Source organism: Bacteroides sp. LFL-34 (assembly GCF_027257075.1).
Taxonomy (GTDB): Bacteria; Bacteroidota; Bacteroidia; order Bacteroidales; family Bacteroidaceae; genus Bacteroides; species Bacteroides ovatus.
Map to the genome: position 1 here is coordinate 33,709 of NZ_JAPQKZ010000012.1, position 19,628 is coordinate 53,336.

The 19,628-nt window shown below is 43.3% G+C and carries 14 protein-coding genes; 3 read left to right on the plus strand and 11 right to left on the minus strand.

Features of this window, described 5'->3' with window-relative positions:
- The gene (locus N5O98_RS09300; RefSeq protein ID WP_022199144.1) at nucleotides 1–594 is read left to right on the plus strand and encodes a type 1 glutamine amidotransferase family protein; all 594 of its coding nucleotides are present in this window, start codon (nucleotides 1–3) and stop codon (nucleotides 592–594) included.
- Between the two features lie 99 nt (nucleotides 595–693).
- Here N5O98_RS09300 and N5O98_RS09305 read toward each other — a convergent pair whose 3' ends face one another.
- Complete coding sequence (locus N5O98_RS09305; protein ID WP_004309086.1) at nucleotides 694–1,206, minus strand: GNAT family N-acetyltransferase; 513 nt, start codon at nucleotides 1,204–1,206, stop codon at nucleotides 694–696.
- Between the two features lie 334 nt (nucleotides 1,207–1,540).
- Between N5O98_RS09305 and N5O98_RS09310 the strand changes: the two genes are divergently transcribed.
- Nucleotides 1,541–1,906, plus strand: a complete 366-nt coding sequence (locus N5O98_RS09310; protein WP_004309084.1) for a DUF6463 family protein — start codon at nucleotides 1,541–1,543, stop codon at nucleotides 1,904–1,906.
- Between the two features lie 54 nt (nucleotides 1,907–1,960).
- On the opposite strand, the gene N5O98_RS09315 is transcribed toward N5O98_RS09310, so the two are convergent.
- The 4 genes from N5O98_RS09315 to N5O98_RS09330 all read right to left on the minus strand — a co-directional run bounded on the left by N5O98_RS09315 (nucleotide 1,961) and on the right by N5O98_RS09330 (nucleotide 6,532).
- Nucleotides 1,961–2,539, minus strand: coding sequence for a DJ-1/PfpI family protein (locus N5O98_RS09315; RefSeq protein ID WP_004306443.1), 579 nt, complete (start codon nucleotides 2,537–2,539; stop codon nucleotides 1,961–1,963).
- 82 nt (nucleotides 2,540–2,621) lie between these two features.
- Nucleotides 2,622–3,476 (minus strand): bifunctional helix-turn-helix domain-containing protein/methylated-DNA--[protein]-cysteine S-methyltransferase, encoded by an 855-nt coding sequence (locus tag N5O98_RS09320; RefSeq protein WP_009040657.1) that lies wholly within the window; start codon nucleotides 3,474–3,476, stop codon nucleotides 2,622–2,624.
- Nucleotides 3,473–4,003 carry a methylated-DNA--[protein]-cysteine S-methyltransferase gene (locus tag N5O98_RS09325; RefSeq protein ID WP_009040656.1) on the minus strand — a complete coding sequence of 177 codons (531 nt, stop codon included), beginning with the start codon at nucleotides 4,001–4,003 and terminating at the stop codon, nucleotides 3,473–3,475. Before N5O98_RS09325 ends, N5O98_RS09320 begins: the two co-directional genes overlap by 4 nt.
- A gap of 435 nt (nucleotides 4,004–4,438) precedes the next feature.
- Complete coding sequence (locus N5O98_RS09330) at nucleotides 4,439–6,532, minus strand: BT4734/BF3469 family protein (RefSeq protein ID WP_004306440.1); 2,094 nt, start codon at nucleotides 6,530–6,532, stop codon at nucleotides 4,439–4,441.
- Between the two features lie 347 nt (nucleotides 6,533–6,879).
- Here N5O98_RS09330 and N5O98_RS09335 point away from each other — a divergent pair, with 347 nt between their 5' ends.
- Nucleotides 6,880–7,530: an HU family DNA-binding protein gene (locus tag N5O98_RS09335; protein ID WP_009040654.1), complete on the plus strand. Its 651-nt coding sequence runs from the start codon at nucleotides 6,880–6,882 to the stop codon at nucleotides 7,528–7,530.
- Between the two features lie 213 nt (nucleotides 7,531–7,743).
- Here N5O98_RS09335 and N5O98_RS09340 read toward each other — a convergent pair whose 3' ends face one another.
- The 6 genes from N5O98_RS09340 to N5O98_RS09365 all read right to left on the minus strand — a co-directional run bounded on the left by N5O98_RS09340 (nucleotide 7,744) and on the right by N5O98_RS09365 (nucleotide 19,412).
- Complete coding sequence (locus N5O98_RS09340) at nucleotides 7,744–8,823, minus strand: linear amide C-N hydrolase (RefSeq protein ID WP_009040653.1); 1,080 nt, start codon at nucleotides 8,821–8,823, stop codon at nucleotides 7,744–7,746.
- A gap of 258 nt (nucleotides 8,824–9,081) precedes the next feature.
- Complete coding sequence (locus tag N5O98_RS09345) at nucleotides 9,082–11,139, minus strand: glycosyl hydrolase family 95 catalytic domain-containing protein (RefSeq protein ID WP_022199141.1); 2,058 nt, start codon at nucleotides 11,137–11,139, stop codon at nucleotides 9,082–9,084.
- A 120-nt stretch (nucleotides 11,140–11,259) separates the two neighbouring features.
- Nucleotides 11,260–13,119: an outer membrane protein assembly factor BamB family protein gene (locus N5O98_RS09350; RefSeq protein ID WP_022199140.1), complete on the minus strand. Its 1,860-nt coding sequence runs from the start codon at nucleotides 13,117–13,119 to the stop codon at nucleotides 11,260–11,262.
- A gap of 31 nt (nucleotides 13,120–13,150) precedes the next feature.
- Nucleotides 13,151–14,068 (minus strand): endonuclease/exonuclease/phosphatase family protein, encoded by a 918-nt coding sequence (locus N5O98_RS09355; RefSeq protein WP_009040650.1) that lies wholly within the window; start codon nucleotides 14,066–14,068, stop codon nucleotides 13,151–13,153.
- A gap of 17 nt (nucleotides 14,069–14,085) precedes the next feature.
- Complete coding sequence (locus N5O98_RS09360; protein ID WP_022199138.1) at nucleotides 14,086–15,882, minus strand: RagB/SusD family nutrient uptake outer membrane protein; 1,797 nt, start codon at nucleotides 15,880–15,882, stop codon at nucleotides 14,086–14,088.
- Between the two features lie 17 nt (nucleotides 15,883–15,899).
- On the minus strand, nucleotides 15,900–19,412 hold the full coding sequence (locus tag N5O98_RS09365; RefSeq protein WP_009040648.1) for a TonB-dependent receptor: 3,513 nt from the start codon (nucleotides 19,410–19,412) through the stop codon (nucleotides 15,900–15,902).
- Nucleotides 19,413–19,628 lie beyond the last annotated feature (216 nt).

The window sequence follows — 19,628 nt, forward strand, 5'->3', positions numbered from 1 at the left end:
ATGAAAAAAGAAATTCTATTTGTATTGCTCAACGAGTTTGCAGACACGGAAAGTGCATATATTGCTTCACTTCTAAACTTTGGCCTCGAACCGGGCAAAGCAAAATATACGGTTAAAACCTTGTCAGTTACCAAAGAACCGATCGTGTCTATGGGCGGCTTCAGAGTACTGCCTGATTACGACTTGCAGGATGTTCCCGATGACTATGCAGGGTTAGTTTTAATCGGAGGCATGAGCTGGTTCACCCCGGAGGCCGAACAACTCGTTTCACTGGTCAAAACTGCCATTGAAAACCAAAAAGTAGTGGCAGGCATCTGCAACGCCTCTGTCTTTTTGGGAGCACACGGCTTCCTCAACAATGTGAAGCATACCAGTAACGGTCTGGAGTATCTGAAACAATATGCTGGTATTAATTATACCGGAGATGCAAACTACATAGATCAACAAGGTGTAAGAGACGGAAATATCGTTACTTCCGGAGGGCTGAATACCCTTGAATTTAGCCGTGAGGTTCTCTATGCTTTGGATGTCGACACGCCCGAGCAGATAGAAAAGAGTTACCAAATGCACAAAACAGGCACATGGATGTTATGACCAAAGAGATATTAATTTAAGCTTTTCGGGAAAGCATCTATATGCATAAAAAATAGAATGGCCGTATAAGAAAACTTCTTTCAAAAGAAGTTTTCTTATCTATTTAAGACAATACCTATAATCGCAATCTTTTACTTTTACGAATCCATTACTTAACAATGTTCTTATGGATAAAACATTAGCCTCATCAGGGTCAGCCAATATCTCTTTCCCTCCTATTTCGGCAATTTCCCCGATCAGCTTCTTTACAATAATCTTCCCGATGCCCTTACCCAAATATTCCTCTTCGCCTATGAGATAACCTATTTCAAAGACTGTCTCTTTCTCATCGACAGTTTTTCCGTAATGTTCCGGTATATATTCTTTTTCAAAATAACAATCCAAGTATAAACAAAAGCCAATGGCTTTATCATTATAATAAACAATGAAATGTTTCATATAATGATATTGGGTATTTCTATTATTTACCTCATCCAACCAAGCCATTTTATGTTCTTCTCCGTCAGGGCAGAACCATTTATAAATATATTCTTTAGCCAACCATTTACTGAAAATGTCTACATCCTTATCACGCAAAGGCTTTATTGTGATCTTATCATTCTTAATATCCATACTTTTTTGTGGTGAGACGCCAGCCTCTTTTATAAACTCCATAAATCCAACTATCTGAAATACAAAGATATAATTTTCAATACAATAAAGAAGAACTAAAGGATATTTATAAAGCAACTCATGTCCACAGATATCACAACAAGAAAACGAATGACCAAGTATAAAGAATCTAAAACAAACACAAATGTCGAAATCATACGTTGGGAATCGTACATGATTACTTATATTTGCGTTATCGAGCAACTTATTAAGAACCGGATGATATGTTAAAACGGATTAAATTTCAAATTCTGTAGAAGTGTACATCCCAATAAAATACTAAAAAGGCAAGAACATGAAACTTTGGAAATATAGTGGAACACTTTTAACAGCAACAGGAGTCATTCATACCATTTATGCGTTATTTCTTGGAAAAGAAGCTTTTACGGAAATGCTTAACAATGGATTAATAGACTCTATTGGAGAAAATCATAACCTGGGCTTTGCTTTCTGGTTCCTAATCTGCGGAATAATACTTATTCTTTGGGGAGAGACACTTCAATACTATATCAGAAAAGAACAAAAACCGGCACCTTTATTTTTAGGTTACTTCATTCTACTGTTCACCATAATCGGTTGCATAGTCGAACCAATATCCGGTTTCTGGCTTTTCTTACCGCAAGCACTTATTATTATTTATTCAAACATGAAAAAGCAGTGAGAAGCATCATCCATAGCGAACTCAAAACCGAGTGCAGTGCTTAAATGCAACTTATTAAAATCCCATAGCATCTTTCACTAAAACCATTTCTTTATGAGAGGTCAACTTCTCTAATAAAAGCAATGCAACCCCGTATGATGTTTGAGGACAATAAGAAGTTATGATATTATCATCCACCACGATGGGAGAATTTACGATAGTTGCTCCAAATCCCTGAAGCACTTTCTGTTTATGAGCACCTCTAAGATGATAAGTTGTTGCTTTCCGACCGTTCAACACTCCACTTTTCCCAACAGGCAAAGCTCCCACGCAGACTGTTGCGATCCATTTCTTTTGTGAGTCAAACAGTCGTATCAATTCCAGAAGTTGTTCATTATATGCCTCCTCATAGAATCCGAATTCTTCAAATCCGCCGGGTATCGCAAGCGCGTCATATTCATCTGCAGACACTTCATCCATGACTTTATCCACCAAAACAGGAACATTGAAAGAACTAATCACTTTTTGATTCAAGCCACAGGTCACAACATCTATTTTACAATCAAAATCCGTCTTTGCCCATCCCATAACATCTATAAAAGCACTAAACTCAATCGTTTCAAACCCTTTAGCAAGGAATACCAATAATTTCATAATCAAATTAGTTATATATTAATAATATAAGAAACAGCATTGCACTAAAAAGAATGTGAACTAAAATCACCTTCATTCTTTCCTATAATCCCCTCTTTACCTCACCTTTTGCAGCCTCCCAACCAATCATTGCAGTCTTGCGAATCTCTCCCCAATGGTAATTTCCCAACTCACCGGAAGCACGAATGACCCGATGACACGGAATAAGGAAAGCTACGGGATTCTCACCGACAGCCGTTCCAACAGCCCGGCAAGCTCTCGGATTATTGATTCCTACGGCTATATCTCCGTAAGTAGTCAAGCCACCGACAGGAATTTTCAGTAAGGTTTCCCATACCTTTAGTTGAAAGTCGGTACCTTTCAGATGCAATTTTATTTCTTTGAGTTTACTCCAGTCCTGCGTGAAGATAAATAAAGCATTTTGCTGCACTTCATCCACAATCGAGGTAAACTTTGCATTAGGAAACTTCTTCCGTAAAGAGTTAAAAGCCGCGTCATGATCGTCTGCAAACTCCATACAACAAATACCTTTATCGGTAGACGCAATGAAGATTTCACCGAAAGGACTTTTGGCAAAACTGTAATTGATAGAAAGACTTTCACCTCCGTTTTTATATTCGCCCGGCGTCATCCCTTCTATATTTACAAACAAGTCATACAATCTGCCCGTACCGGAAAGCCCTGTTTCCTGTGCCGCATCGAATAAAGACGCATGAGTTTCATTCAAGATTCTCTTGGCATATTCAATACTGGTATATTGCAAGAACTTCTTAGGACTAACTCCCGCCCACTCCGTAAACATACGTTGGAAATGCGCCGTACTCAACGCCACTTCCCCGGCAATCTCATCCAATCCCGGTTGCCTTTTAAAATTCTCCCTTATATACCCGATTGCCTGCGCAATGCATGCATAGTCAAGCATCTTTTGCTCATTCATAACAGAGGTTTGCCATTTAATTCCAAATCCAGCAACCGCTTTTTGGCAGGCAATCCGCCTCCATACCCAACAAGCGTGCGGTTACTACCGATGACACGATGGCACGGAGCAAAAATAGAAATAGCGTTCGCCCCATTAGCTGCAGCAACAGCACGGACAGCTTTCGGCAAATCGAGTTGTTTTGCCAGCTCACCGTATGACACAGTCGAACCGTATGGAATCTCCAACAACTTATACCATACACTCTTCTGAAACTCCGTACCAACAAAAAGCAAAGGCACCTCAAACACAGTCCGCTCGCCATTGAAATATTCATCCAACTGGCTCATCGCCTCCAGTATCACATCTGATGTACTTTTCTCATAACCAGCTTTCAGCACTTTCCGCAATCTCCTGTCTACGATATCCCTATGACTTTCAGCCGCCCAGTCACAAAGACAAAGCTTATCCTCAAACGAGCCAAGCATCAAATCACCACAAGGAGAATGATAACGCTGTATCTTAATTACATTCGTTTTATCTTCCATACTTCCAAAGATACGTTTATTATATTTACAGTTGAAATAACAGCTAATAATATTTTCGTTTTTACACTCGCACTCTCATTTCCAATGCCGCAAAATTACTACACGCATCACTGATAAACGACCCGAAAATTGCTGTTTTTACGTAGAAAAGACAATCCCCCTCCCACTCCTCCATACAATCAATCGTTCTCAATATACTTTATCACCCGGCAAGGACTGCCGACCGCCACACAATTCTTTACCATCCGATTCAATATCCAATTATTTTTTATACATGATTTACTCTCACACCCTCACACTTTCCCTGCATCCCCCTATTCATCATCCTTTCAGTGATGAGGGTAAGAGTGAGGGTAGGTGAGGGTAACTTTTTGCCCTCACCCTGTCTCGTCCTGATTGGGTTGACAAAGCCCCCTTTCACACCACCTTTATCAATTACTTCACTTTCATCAAATGATAAAGCGTCCCTTTACGAGACTTACGACAAGGAATATTCAGTTTTTGAAGTGCACGCCCAAACTGTCCTACCTTATTAATAGCCAGTTTATCCCGTGTTTTCGTCTGTAAATAACTCAAAATCTGCATGGCAGTCAGCCATTCGCCTTCCATTTCCTCTTCTACGGGATTAAGATAGCAGTGGAACAGCTGTTCCAGCGGACTCGCCTGTTCAAACTCACGGTTAGTCTGTTTTAATATGTTTTCATCCTCATCATTCAGCCAATAACGTTCACCTTTATAAATAGCCTCCATCGCTTGAGCATAAAGCTGCTTGTAATTAATCGTAACATTCGTATTAATAGGAGCCGTCACCTCAATGCAAATAAAACGGCGGCTACCGCTAGGATCAGTAAGCAAATCTTTCTGATTGCTGGTACCGATAAAAGAAGCATAACGCCTCATTTCCCGAATCGTATTACCGTATGGTTTGCGCAGATTCGCCACAGGCTTCTGCAACAAATGCTTCAAGAACCCCTGCTGACTGACATTAATCTGATCGAACTCATCAATATTTATCAGAAAAAAACGTCCCAAATAGCGTTCCGCCTCCTGTTTACTTTTAAAATCAATACTGTCCGTATAGCCGAAACGCAACTCCGGCGGCAGAATAATGCGACAGAATGTAGACTTACGATACCCCTGCGAACCAACCAGCAAAGGCGAAGTATTATTACCATGCTGCCGATCGACTCCCCTCCAATGCGCCACCATACTAAGAAACCAGCGGTAAAATAATTCCTGCCAATGCGGATTATCACAAGGCACCAGACCAGCCAATGCACGGATACGATCCTTCCCGTCCCAGCGACCTGTCTCATAAAGATATTCCTCCACAGGATTATACAAAGGAACACATTCCGAATTCAGAAAACGATCCACATCACGGTCCCACGCACTGATGCCTTCCTTCAAAGCATTGATCGCAATACTGTTGCGCACCCGTTTATCCACCGGCTTAAAGCAAAAGTGAACAGAATCGCGTTGCCGATATTCCAAATCGTCCTGCACCGTATTGTAACGGAATTCATACCGACGTTTCATAAACTCTTCCAACAGAAAAGCCGTCTCCTGCTCTTTATTGATACTGCTTTTCTTGCCGAATCCCTTACACTCCTGATAAAGATTATGCAGTATCGAACGGATCACCTGCTCTTCTTCCTCGCGATAATAATGAATCATCGTCTGTCGTATCGCTTCCTCTTCGGGAAGCCCCGCTTTGAAACAATGCTCGGCAAGGCGAACCAATAAAGGCTGCAAGTCGTCCCCACGTTTCCAATCCTCCATTTCCTGAAGTGCCCTGTTCAAGGCCGCTTCATAAATCTTCGTGAATGTTTGCGCCGACTCATATCCCGGCTGCAACCGTAATAACGGATTTTTCTCTCCCTGTTTCCGCTGGCGGAAAGTCTCTTCTCCCAGCATCGTAAGCGGTTGTTCCAGGCAGAACGGCACCGCATCCGGATTATAATAAGGAGATTCGTCCAGCGTCATACGGCATCTCTGTGCCAAAACAGGTTCTTTCAAATCAATATCGAAAGGCAACATCGGCTGATAACATTTCACAGCCAGCCAATAAGCATGAACATGAAATAATTCCGCCTCCGCTTCCTTGACCGGCAACCCTCCGTCATCCGGCAAAGCGAAACGCACCCATATTTTCACGCTACGCCCGCTGGAGCCACAAAAAGCGGCAAAAGTCTGTGGCAGAAGTGCCGCTTGCCGTTTCACAAACTCCGCTTCCGAGCCACCGGCCAACCGGCTCACTTCCAACTGTACCAAACCGTTGTACTGCTTCATTTTCCGTTCGCCCTCTTTGGTACGGGTATATTCCACAGCAGAATAAATGTATGGCAATTTATCAATATGTTCGTATCGGGCATACGTACCTTCCAGCAACGGTATAATCTCCCGCAAAGCCGTGATATGTCCCGCTTTAGTTTCCGTCTTCATTTTGTCGAATAGTGTGCCTGTCTCACAAATGCTAAGAGTTTCTTTTCCGCTCCCGTTGTCTTGTCTGATTAAAGTAACTTTCATCCTATTTTTGTCTATTTTTTCTACAATCACATCTACATATTTAATTCCTGTAAAGATACGCTTTTATCCTCCGGTAAACAAGCATTTTATCCGATAAATACCTGCATATTATTTGCATTTGCCTTATTATTTATGTATCTTTGCTTAGTAGTTGTCAAGGGCTCACCCGTGTGAACAAACAGGCTATCAATTGTAAATAAAAACGTCTACAGACGTAAACAGCCTTATTCACATGGGTGAGCCCTTGCAAATCATTAGAGTTTAACAAAAGAAACATTAAGCATTAATGTATTACTATCTAAGAGAATACATAACAAGAAGAGTTCATTTAAAACAAATATAGAGCTATGGCAATATTATTCGATTGGTATGAAGACCCGAAGCCTTCAAACAAACAGCAGGGAGAAAACGGAAACACCCTGCATCCGCGCATCAAATACAACGGTTCCACAGGGACCGACGTACTGCGCCGACGTATTCAAGAACGTTGTTCACTGACAGAAACAGACGTCACAGCCGTACTTGATGCGCTTTCGCACATCATGGGACAGGAATTGGCGGAAGGACGCCAAGTTCATCTGAACGGCATCGGTTATTTCCATCCGTGCCTGACCACTACGGAACCCGTAACGATAAGTACCAAACGGAAAGCAACTAAAGTGAAACTGAAAGCAATTCAGTTTCGCGCTGACCAAACATTGAAAAACGAGTTCGGTGTGCTTAAAGTGAAAAGCCTCAAAGGAGGACTGGATTTCACCCAACTGACAAACGAAGAAATTGACCTGCAACTGACTAAGTACTTCCGTACTCATCCATTTATGCGAAGACATGACTTCCAATATCTTTGCGGAATGGCAAGAAGTACAGCCATGCGACATATCCGGCGCCTGCGCGACGAGGGTAAACTGAAAAATATGGGTGGAACCATGCAGCCGATTTATGTGCCGGGAAGTGGATATTATGGTAATAATAAAGAAGTTAGTGTAAAAACGGAATAAGATTGGTCAACTCAAATCAGGACGAGACAGAGTGAGAGTAAAAAGTTACCCTCACCTACTCTCACCTTTACCCTCACGCCTGTAACCCCGATGAATAAATGGATTGAGCACAAAGGGTGAGGGTGTGAGGGTAAAACGTCACCAACATTTATTTGAGAGCATTCTTAATGCGAGCAACTATTATACAAGAGCACCTCCATACCGTTCCATATTTTACCGGGGAATCTTAACCATTTCAACCGGCTGCTCCTGTATCTTATCCAACGGTTGTGATTGATATTTTACCTTTGAGAAATCAATAGCTTTTAAGTCAATGCAACGTATCGAATTGTTATAAGCTGTTTTATAATAAACCTTCCGGTTCGTGAGGTCGATAGCTGAGGTCCATTGCGTAGCACTGGGAATATCCGGAATATCACCCTGTGAATGTTCTATACCAATAGGAATATCAAAATTATTAAGCAAGTGGAAACATTGCTGCACGGTATCAAAGCCTGTGGCACGTTGCGGAGCTGTCCCCCGGTAAAAGGCCGCACGCACAAACCGCGAAGGAGGCGTGGCATCACCCGGAATGCCGAGAAAACCGGAGTTGCCACCAGTAGGTTGCAACGTAATACCGCTCAATTTTTGCACGGAAGCGTCACCCGGATGAAGATTGACGTAGTTGTTCAAATTTGTAAGTTGCCATTCAAAACCGGGGGCATTCGTCAACACTCCTACTGTATTCTCATAAAAATGCGGTACGCCACCTACAATTTCCAATACAACCTGACGCCCCGACGGTTCACCGATACGCCAATGTACTACCGCTGTCTTTTCCAGTCCTACAACACGTACAGAAGAAAGGGCTGCCTTCACCTCGTCAATAGTGGAAAACTGCGACAACAGCCACTCCGTCACTTGAAGGTCTGCCAGTGTCCGCTGGTTCTGTGCAGCATCATACGTTTCATATCCCCCATAATGAGGAAAGAAAAATAGTCCAGCCGAAAGTCCTGCCTCATTGATTCCTTCGGCAATAAACTCTTTTTGTACAACAGCCAGACCGACCACTCCATATTTTGCCGTAAACGTTAGTCCATTGACACCCGTAGGAGTGAATGACGTGAGCTGTTGACCACGTGGAATAATCACATACTCGCTTTGCAACACACCGCGCGCCCATTCAATCGTACGGGCTTGCACATAACTGCCGTCACGGGACGTCAGCGAGATTCCCGTACAAGCTACAGCCTGAAAAGTGCTGCCACATACGGCAGCAATCCCTAACAATAAGTTCTTTGTCATCTTCATCATTATTTATATATTTATTCGCTAAAAACTCAATACTGTATAAAGACAACAAAATATGGGTTATTTTAGTTGCAGATATATCTTTAGAAAGACAAGACTATTGCTCTGTCATCTGAAATAGCGGCATTTGTATTGTAAAAAGCATAATGGCGCAGAATAATAATCAAAGAGTAACAAATAAAAAAGCAATAAATAAACGAACTTAAATAAAAGGTATCCGAACTCTTTTGAGCAAAACAAGAAATCTCATATCCCGTCAATTCATTTAATGATATAGTTCTTTTTCTCTTTTCCTATTCCTTTCAGAGTCAAAGATTTCCATGCATCAGGGATTGCTCCTTTTCCGGCAACAATTCCCTTATCCGTAATATCCAATCCACCGAATCCCATCAATACGGACTGTAATACACCACCTGCCCCTGTCAGAAAATAAGGATTTGTACCACCGTCAAACTCGGCTATAACCCGGAAGGGCGGATTCAGATTGGGAAGATAGGAATCTCTAAAGTAATGCCATGCACGTTCACGGTCTCCCAAACGGGTAAACAAAATAGAGTAGATAGACTTCGACATGGCAGGTGTCTTCTTTCTCGGAACAGTCTGTAGATAGTATTCCAAATCCCTCCAGATCTGTTCTTTATCCGTAACAAGTTTTAACGGGAAAGCCAACAGGCAGACATCCGCTTGTTTGGTTATAGCTCCATCATACGTATCATGCTCTGCCGTTACTCCATTGGCTAGTTTCCGGAAACGAAGTTTCTCTGCCACAGTCGTCCACATAGGGTCTGATTTTACATTCAACAGTTTGGCAGCCTTACAGGCAGCTTCCAGAGTGGATTTCGCAACGCCGTTTGTATAAGCATTATTGTTCACGTTCTTTCCTCCTTGAGGGTTCTGATTCCATTCATCCGCTCCTATTACATTCCTGATTTCATACTCTCCCGCTTCATTCGGTTCCGAACGGCTTACCCAGTATTCGGCAGCAGCACTAAGAATGGGAAATCCCTTTTGACGAAGCCATTCCAAATCCTGCGTCACAGCATAATATTGCCAGGCTGCCATAGCTACATCTCCCGTAATATGATTTTCAAAAGGGCCGTAAATGTTGGTAACTGTATTATCTTCGTTTCCTTTACCACTACTTTCCCACGGGTACATGGCTCCTTTATACCCATGCATGAAAGCGTTATGCCTGGCTGCATCCAAACGCTGATAGCGGTACTCTATCATTGATTCCGCCAATTCGGGATGCAGCAATAATAAAGCCGGAAAAATCCACGTGTCAGCATCCCAGAATACATGCCCGTTGTAACCGAAGCCCGAAAGCCCCATCGGAGAACAGGATAATCCCGAACCTTCCCGCACAAAAGCATACGTGTGATAAAGCATACTGTGAATGTCTTGTTGCGACTGAAGATCACCCTCAATCACAATATCGCTTTCCCAAAGCTTGTCCCATGCAGCGATATGTTTGCTCCATAATCGTTCAACACCCTCTACTGCTGCAAATGCCGTCAACCGTTCCACTTCATTCTTGACGTCAGCATGAGTAGCAGCGGAAAGTGTCGTCCCGACAATCGAAAAAGTGTAAGGCTGGCCTGCCTGCAAACGGACCGTAAATTCTTGTGTATGTACCCCGACTCCGCGTGCACTCCGATGGCATACTTCCGGACGGGGAAAAGAATCGTCGAAAACAAACGATGAACAAGCACCGATTTCAAGTTCCCGGGTCGGAGATTTTGCGATTGATGTGCAGAAATCAATCGCTGTTTTTCCATTGAAGATGCGGTTGAAAGACTCCTGCGGACTACGCAACGATTCATGCACCGTCAGTATATTCGCCACAGCTACTTCTATATTTTCTTTCGGAACGATCCGCACACGCAGTAAACACGAATAAGGTAAATGACGTAATGCCGTATATTGATATTCAATATGTGCAAGCGATTGATAATCAAATTCTCCGCAAAACAATCCCTGACGCATATCCAAAGTCTGTTTATAACCGGATATTTGGGAAGCTTTCACCGTAGTTCCGTTTATCTGCAATTCCGTATCCAGCATATTGATGCCATGCAAGAAATTATTCACTCTTCCCTTTCCATAGATATCATAAAGTCCTCCCAACACGACACGGGAAATCTTCAAAGGATCGGGGGAAGAAACTAATCCCAGCATACCATTGGCTACCGTTATTCCATAATAGGACGAGGGTTCAATCTGTTCGGCAGTTATTTTCCAGGCATCTTGCGCAGATACACCAATGACAGGCCATAACCTGCTCAACAGCAGTAATATTAAAAAGTTCCTTTTTCTCATCTTATCTCTATTTATAAGCCTTTTGTAAATGTACAGTCAGTCTTTTCTCATCGGAGCAGGGCAACGCCTGCTCCGACAAAAAAAGAGACATGCTAACTAAAAGTTTGTATGGATAAAAAACTAATACATATATCCGCTCTTACCCGGATTACCGCCCATCTGCGACCAGGCATTGGCTGCATAGCCTGTCGCCGCTCCTTCAACAGCAAATAGAGTCGGTTTTCCTTCCAGCATACCGGTCACATAGATTGTGCCGTCAGCAGATATGGTGGGCGACGATTTCAGTTCGGTTCCAAGCTGGAGTGAAGCGATAGCTTTTCCTGTAGCCGGTTCGAGTTTCACCAAGGAACCTTTTTCTGCATCATTATAGTAGATATACCCTTCATTATCTATAGCAGGAACGCCATAAGCAGTACCCGCTACTTCCGTTGCCCACAAAACGGAACCTGTAGAAGATATGGCAGTAATATATTTGTCAGTAGCTACATACACAACCCCATTTCCATCAACCACCAAGCCATAACCGGTTTGTTTATTTTCCCCTTTCACGGCAGTATACCATTCTGGAGTCGAAACTTGCCCCTTGGTAGTCTTCTTGGTATCATAGCAATAGACTAATGCTTTTGTCTCATTGGTAGATATGCGGGCTCCTAAATTAAGGCAAAGGATATATGCTTTGCCATCTGCACCAATAGCGATCTGGCTGCCATTAGGCTGGTCATTTGGAGCATAATTCTGCTCATTGGTCGACTTGCTCCAGCTATTGCCTTCCGGGAAGAATATGTGTGTACCATACGATCGTCCACTACTCTGACCCGTGTTAACAAGTATCCTACCATCTTTCAATCCTACACAACCACCATAACTTCCGGAAGACGTTTTTTCCGAATATTTAAGTACCCCGGATACCTTATCATAAATACGGAAATGTTTTCCATCTGTGCTTGGCGCCGAATTCGTTAGGATCATCACATATTGATCCGTGACAGCCGGAGCACCGAAAGGACGCATACTCGATTTTGCACCAATCGCTGTAAACCACATCTGCGTACCACCGTCTGCACCGCCTTTAACAGCATAGAGACTGGCAGACTTGGATGCATCTGCTCCCGCCTTGGTAGTATTGTCTCCGACAGCCACATACACCGTTCCGTCGGAATCCACCGTAGGAGTCGGGTGCTGATAGTCAGAACCTCGGTTCGGTTCATTATTCTGTCCGCAATCAAATCCCCAAGTCCGTTCACCGAGTTTCGTGAAACAAACCAGGTTATAATTGCTGGAAGAAACATATATATACTGACCATCTGTGCTTGTTGCCGGAGAAGTGCCGTACACCACTCCCTGCTCATCGTAGGAATGAGACCATAACACGCCAAGACTACCGGCTCCCTTTGCTATATCCATTGTGACAGTCTTCGTATCTTTCCTTTTTTTATTGTCCGTCACAGTCAGTGATACGTTTATTTTTCCATGCGAACCGAAAGTGATTTTCGGGTTTTCCTCTGTAGAGAGGATAGCACCGAATGTCCATTCTCTTTTGACAATCTCAGACCCTTCCGCTGCTTTCGATTGATCCGTAAAAGCAACCTCTTCTCCCGCTACAATTCGTTCGGGCAACCAGCTGAAGTCTGCCGTAGGACGGACACCGTCATCTATTATTTTAATTGTCTTTTCAAAAACTGATTTCATCGCACCGCGATCCGAAGTGACAGTCAGACGAAAAAGATAGTCTCCGCCCTCTTCCACGCTAAATGGTTCGGGAGCAGTCAGTTCGTAGGAAACTTTACCCATAAATTCCCATTTGCAGACTGCAATCTGGGCATTCTCCGCCGTCGACGTATTTGTCAGGGTAATCAGATCACCAATCTCATAGGATTCTTTATCTGTAGTGAATCCCGCCTGTACCCACGTCTCTTCATCAGGTGTACACCCAACCAACAGACCGATAGCAGCTACCAATAAATATATGATTCTTTTCATTGCGTTTCTGTAATTTTAGATGATCGTTTCATTACTTCACGTATTCCAATTTACCGATGATGGGATAATGATCGGAGATATAAGTGATATTCTGATAAACTTTATCTATTGTCTCGAACTTCAAAGCCTTAAAGCCTGTACAAAAGATGTGATCTACAATATAAGGATTGGCGGTACCAAAGCCTGTATAAGAGTATTTCGAGTCTGTGATCGGAGCCGATAAGCGGACATTTGTCATGAATGTTTTAACTCCGTTAAAAATATCACTGTCAATCTGCTTGTTAAAGTCGGCGGTCAGTAACATCGGCAATCCTTCCGGATTGAGCTCGGACATTTTATTCACAATCACTTCCATCGACTTGCCCGGAGCGATGGTAGAACCTACATCGATGTGAGTATTGATGAAGAAGAATTTCTTACCGGAAGCAATGTGTTTGAAAATAGCCCATGTCGCTATACGGGGAACGGTACTGTCCCAACCTTGAGAACCCGGTACATCCGGAGTTTCAGAAAGCCAGAAACAATCCCACTTGATTAGTTCAACAGCCTTTTTTCTATAAAAGATAGGAACAAACTCATCATTGTTAGCGTTGTTGGCACGGCGTCCCTTACCGACATATCCATAATCTTTCCAGTTCTCTTCCAGCCACTTCAGTTGTGGTGGCCGCGCTTCCTGCATACCGATCACTGTCGGTTTATGTTCTCCGATCATCGGTATAAAAGCTGCCGTACGGGCTTCCCATGACTTTTCTCCCGTATCTTTGGTATTATAATACCGGATATTGAACGACATGACTTTAATTTGGTTATCATTCAGTGACGGGTCTTCCTCTTTTACTGTTTCAGGGTCCTTATAAAATTCTGAATAATCAGGAGTAGTATTACTGCATCCGCCTAACGCTACAACATAGATAGCAATTACAGGCAATATCTGGTTAAATTTCATCATACTAAATCTTTTATATTTTAATTCCAATTGGGGTTCTGTGATAGTTTATATCCGGCACTCTCATAGTCGCGGATCACCTGTGCAGGAACAGGATAAAGATATTGGCGGTCGTCATCGTACCAGATGCGGTTTCCCGAACCGGGGTTATATCTCAAATCGTATCCGCCTGCGGCATTTGCTGTGGCATAAAGTCCTGTTTCATTCTTTACGTTCACCGTTTTGCAGTCTTTATTGGATGATTGCGTACCGTTATCAGTAAAGTAGCAATCAGGAGTTCCGTCACCATTCAGGTCAATATCCACATTCAATGCGCTGATGTGCATACCTGTCCACGGTAGTTCCTCTATCAGTTCACCACATTTCCAACGACGCAAATCATTGAATCTCGTTCCTTCAGCCACCAACTCAATGGCACGTTCCCGACGGATTTCCAGTAAAACCGGATTAGTGATATTCGGATAAAAGACCTGCTGCAAATATGAATCAACAGTTGTAGGGAGTTTTTCCGTTCCGCCTGTAATTCCGGCACGTCGGCGCAAAGCGCCGATGGTAGTGTTCCAGTCAGCATCAGTAAGCCCACCCAGTTCGGCTTGTGCTTCGGCATAGTTTAGCAGCACTTCAGCGTAACGCAACAGGGGGATACTGTTGTTGTTCTTTTCATTGTTATCGTATTTTGTATCGTCAAGAGAATACTTGATTACATGATAACCGGTCAGGCAAACTGTCATATCGGCTACTACGGCTTTTCCGTCACGTTTGAAATCCAGTCCGCGGATGGTCTGTGCCAAACGCAGGTCACGATTCTTCATCTCTTCCACGAAGTTTTTGGTTTCATAGCCTGTTTCGGCAGTGAACGGGGTACCGTCCAATTTCAAGTAAGTATTGACAAACGGACGAACCAGACTCCAGCCTTTACCGTACGACAGCGAATTGTACCAGTAATTTTGAGTCCCGTAAATACCTGATGCGCTATTGGCACATACCGCCAGAATTACTTCGGAGGTAATGGGAGCTTCCAGATAGAACAAATCACGGTAGGCCCCTTTGGTACCTGTTGCCGTATTCAGCGAAAGTCCGCTGTTGTCCATCACCAGTTTGGCTGCACTGGCAGCATGGCGGTAAAGTTCTTCCGGAGTGATTTCCAGACCTGTCAGTTTGTGATAACGGCGATAGGCGGCTTCGAACAGGCACACACGTGATTTGAGTGCGGCTGCAGCCCATTTGGTGAGTGTAGAGCTATTGACAGAAGAAGTTGCCTGAATATGTTCGTAAGCAAAATCGAGATCTTCGATCATATTCTTGATAATGACGTCCCGGCTGTCACGCTCTTTATACATGACATCGTACTGGTAAGACTGGATTTCACTGCCAAACCAGGGAACTTCGCCATATTGGGTCAACTTGTCATAATAAAACCAGGCGCGGAACCAACGGGCGATACCCAAGTAATTATCGCGGGTAGCTGCATCCACTGTACACTCCTTTGAGTAGCAACCGTCGATAAAATAATTGATGTTCCGCAGGGTTCCCCATGACCAGCTGGTAGCTGTTTCCGAATTGTACGCATTTTGCTGAATAAACACATTCGTCTGCCGTACAGCGGCAATATCACACATCTCATCCTGCTGATAGCCCGTAGAAAGTGTAGGCAATGCCCGATAGAAGGAATAGGCATAAAGGCGCAATCCGGACTCGCTGCCGAAAACCATAGATTTGTCAGCCTCTACCTGCATCGTCTCCGTCAAATCGCAACTACCTAGCAGCACCGTTGCACACAGAAGCAGGATATTACGTATAGTACTTAATCTTTTCATATCTTCTTTGTTTCTATTTAGTAAGTAATAGAGATTCCTAAACTTAGATTCCGCATCGTCGGATAGTTGAAACCGTCTCCTTTATTACCGGAAGTCAGGTCATTATCCGAACCTTTTGTTATCACTGTCACATCGTAATCTTTCGTGTGACGGTAGAGTGGAGACCACGACCATAAGTTCTCGCCCGAGAAATAGACAGATACTTTAGAAAACCCGGCTTTTGCTATCCATTTCTTTGGCAAATTGTAACCAAACTGCAAATTTTTGAGCCGGAAGTAAGATACATCCTGCAAGTAGCGTGTATTGGCCGTGCCTTTATATAAAGGATTGTAATAACCCGAATAACGCGGCAGATAAGCATCAGGGCGGTCTTTGGTCCAATAGTTATTCAAGTGCCACACCGGAACTTGGTTGTAAGGACGGTTATACTGTCCCCAGAAAGAACTCTCACCACTGGGATACCAGTCTTGTTTTCCCACACCGTCGAACATGGCTGACAGAAAGAAGTTATTCCAGTCGGCACTAAATGAGAGGGTATAGATGTAGCGCGGTTCGGAGTTTCCTATGATTTTCCGGTCGCCCGGTGAGTCTACTGTGTTGGCTCCGTTATCAATAGTACCTGTATTGTTCAAGTCTTCGAAGCGCATATCACCGGGATAAGTGATGTAATTGACAGATGTCTGCATCAGGTTGTTTTTGTAACCCTTTCCGTCAAAAGCCGCATCGATTTCGTCTTGTGACTGGAACAGTCCGTTACAAACAAATCCCCAAATCTCACCGATACGCTGACCTACATAATAATCATCCAAGTCACGTTTCGGGTTATTATATTTGTCTATCACCGAATGATAATCGGCAAGGGTTGCTTTGATGCCGAAGCTAAATGGTTTGCCAGCCAAACGGAACGAGTCGTTATATCCCAAAGAAATCTCGTAACCATAGGTACTCATGTCAGCATAGTTCCCTTTGGGCGACGATGCACCGAATGTATCGGGAAGCGTCGGTCCCACCGTATACATATTAACAGTCTTACGTACGTAATAATCGGCGGATAACGTAATTTTGTTGTTCCAGAATCCCAAATCGATACCGCCATCAATGGTTCGTGAGGTTTCCCAACCGATATTGTCAGGAATTTGGGCAGGATTGAGCGTGTAGCGTAACTGTGCCTTACCGTCGAGATAGCGGCCTTCGCTCGATGAGCCGGTAGTGGAATAAGTCTTCAATGAGAACTTTTCCAGATAAGAATACGGCTTCACATTACTATTGCCCAGCGCACCATAAGAGACACGCAGCTTTCCATTGGAGATAATAGCCGGATTTACCTTCCAGAACTTCTCTTCCGAGAAACGCCATGCTGCCGAAGCTGAAGGGAAAAATCCCCATTGCGAATTGTTGGGGAACTTCGAAGAACCGTCATAACGCCCGTTCACCTCAAATAGATAACGGTTGTCATAGGAGTAATTCAAACGGAAGAATGCTCCGGCATACCGCCACCGGTTACCATCACTCTTAATGGACATATTATCTCCCATAGCAAAATTTATATTTTCCACATCAGGCATCAACAAACCATTCCGCTCCGAAGAGATTGCCTTGTAATCCTGCTGTTCGTAATTATATCCCGCCAAAGCTTTCATATAATGTTTTCCTGCAAATGTATTCTCATATTCGGCATATACATTGGTGGATATATAGGTAGTCTGTTGCACTTTCTCCAACATCTTATCATCTGTTTCCGGTACTCCGAGATATTTAATCACCCCTTCGTAATCGCTATACGGAACAGCGGTAGTCTTCTTGTCTTCTATAAAATCTTTCGTACGGAAAGAGAAGTCTCCGGTAAAACGCAATTTGTTGTCCAGCATGGTTATATTCAGGGTAGTCGTATTTTTCAGCGTTTTAGTCGTACGCTTTATCCAGTTGTTGCCTGTTACCAGTCCACCGACAGAACGTGCTCCGGAGTGTGTCAAGGTTCCGTCCGGATTGAAGATTGGTTCGGACGGATGCCCTTCCATGTTGATGGCTTTCCAAACCAGACCCTCATTCTGTTCTACATAACCCAATGGTTGTGTATATTTATCATGAGTATAGTCTATATTATTGGAAATTTTCAGCCAGCTGAACACTTGTGCGCTGATTTTGGTACGCATATTCATAGTGCGGTAGGTGTCTGAGTTATAATTGAACAGACCGTCATAATCGTATAACCGTGCGGAAGTGTAGTAACTTATTTTTCCGTTCGAACCGCTGATAGATACATTATGCGACTGTGCAAACGTATGATCCTTATAAAGCGCATCATAGTAATCCTCATTTCCATAGTATGTATATTTCCCATCGGGGCCAACTGCTGTCTGTAACGTATTTCCTGCCAACTTCCGTTGCCGGAAAGTCTCCAGCCATTCTTTTGAGAAAGGTTGTGACTTATTAATGCTGGTAGGCTCTATCCCGCGGTAATTGTATTCCGCCTCACGAAACAGATAAGCCCAAACATAACCGTCATCAACGACATCCGGCACAGCATACGGAGTTTCATAGGAGAAATTTCCCGTATAATTGACCGTAAACTTATCTTTTTGCTTTGACGGATCTTTTGTTGTAATCAGGACAACCCCATACGGAGCACGTGAACCGTAGATGGCTGCCGAAGCCGCATCTTTCAATACGGACACGCTTTCTATGTCATTCGGGTTCAGCATGGCCGGATCGCCTTCTACACCGTCTATCAATACCAGCGCACTACCGCCCGCTCCGATAGACGTTACACCACGGATATTATACGAAGCCGATTGATTGGGCTTACCGTCGACTAACGAAATATTCAGATTTGGTACAGCGCCTTGCAACATCTGTGTGACATTAGCCACCGGACGATTTTCAAATACATCCGATGATACATTTTCTACCGCCCCTGTCAAGTTTATCTTTTTTTGGGTACTGAATCCGACCACCACTACTTCGTCCAACGTCTGTGTATCATCTTTCAACACTACTGTCAGATAATTCTTATTTTTCACGCTCACCTCTTGCGTCAAAAACCCCAGGTAGGATATTTGTACCACACTCCCTTCACTGACTGTCAACTGGAACTTACCGTCCATACCTGAGATTGTACCTGCCGTGCCATTCTTCTCTTTTATATTGGCTCCGATGACAGGCTCCCCTGACATGTCCTTCACTATCCCGCTAATAGTGTATTTCCTGGAGGATTGTTGTGCGGACTGGCCGCTTTTCTTCTTGATGATAATATCTTTCCCTTGGATAGTGTAGCTAACATCTTGTCCTGCCAAGACCTGTTCTACCACCTTCTCAATAGGTAAATCTTTGGCTAGCACTGTCACAATCTTTTTGGTATTCAGATCGTTTGTTGCAAATGCAAATGAATATCCGTTTTGCTTCTGTATTGTTTCAATAGCCTGCTTTACTGTTACATTCTTCAACTGCAAATTGATAAGCTGCGCAAATGAGCTTAGATAAGAGCATAGCAAGAGCAGGACCATGAAAAAGACTTTCTTCTTATTTTTCATAAGTCAATGGATAAATAATTGATAAATAGGATGAGAAGTTTAGGATTTTATTTATATTTGCCTAAGCTTTCATCAATTAAAGTCACTGTGGCTTTTAAGATAGAAAGGCAAGAGGTCAGGGGATGGAAAAGGAACCTGACCTTTTTATATTTCTATCAGGAGAGGTGAATCATGTTTTTACTAAATGGCTTTTCATATTTCTTTAAGTTTTAAAGG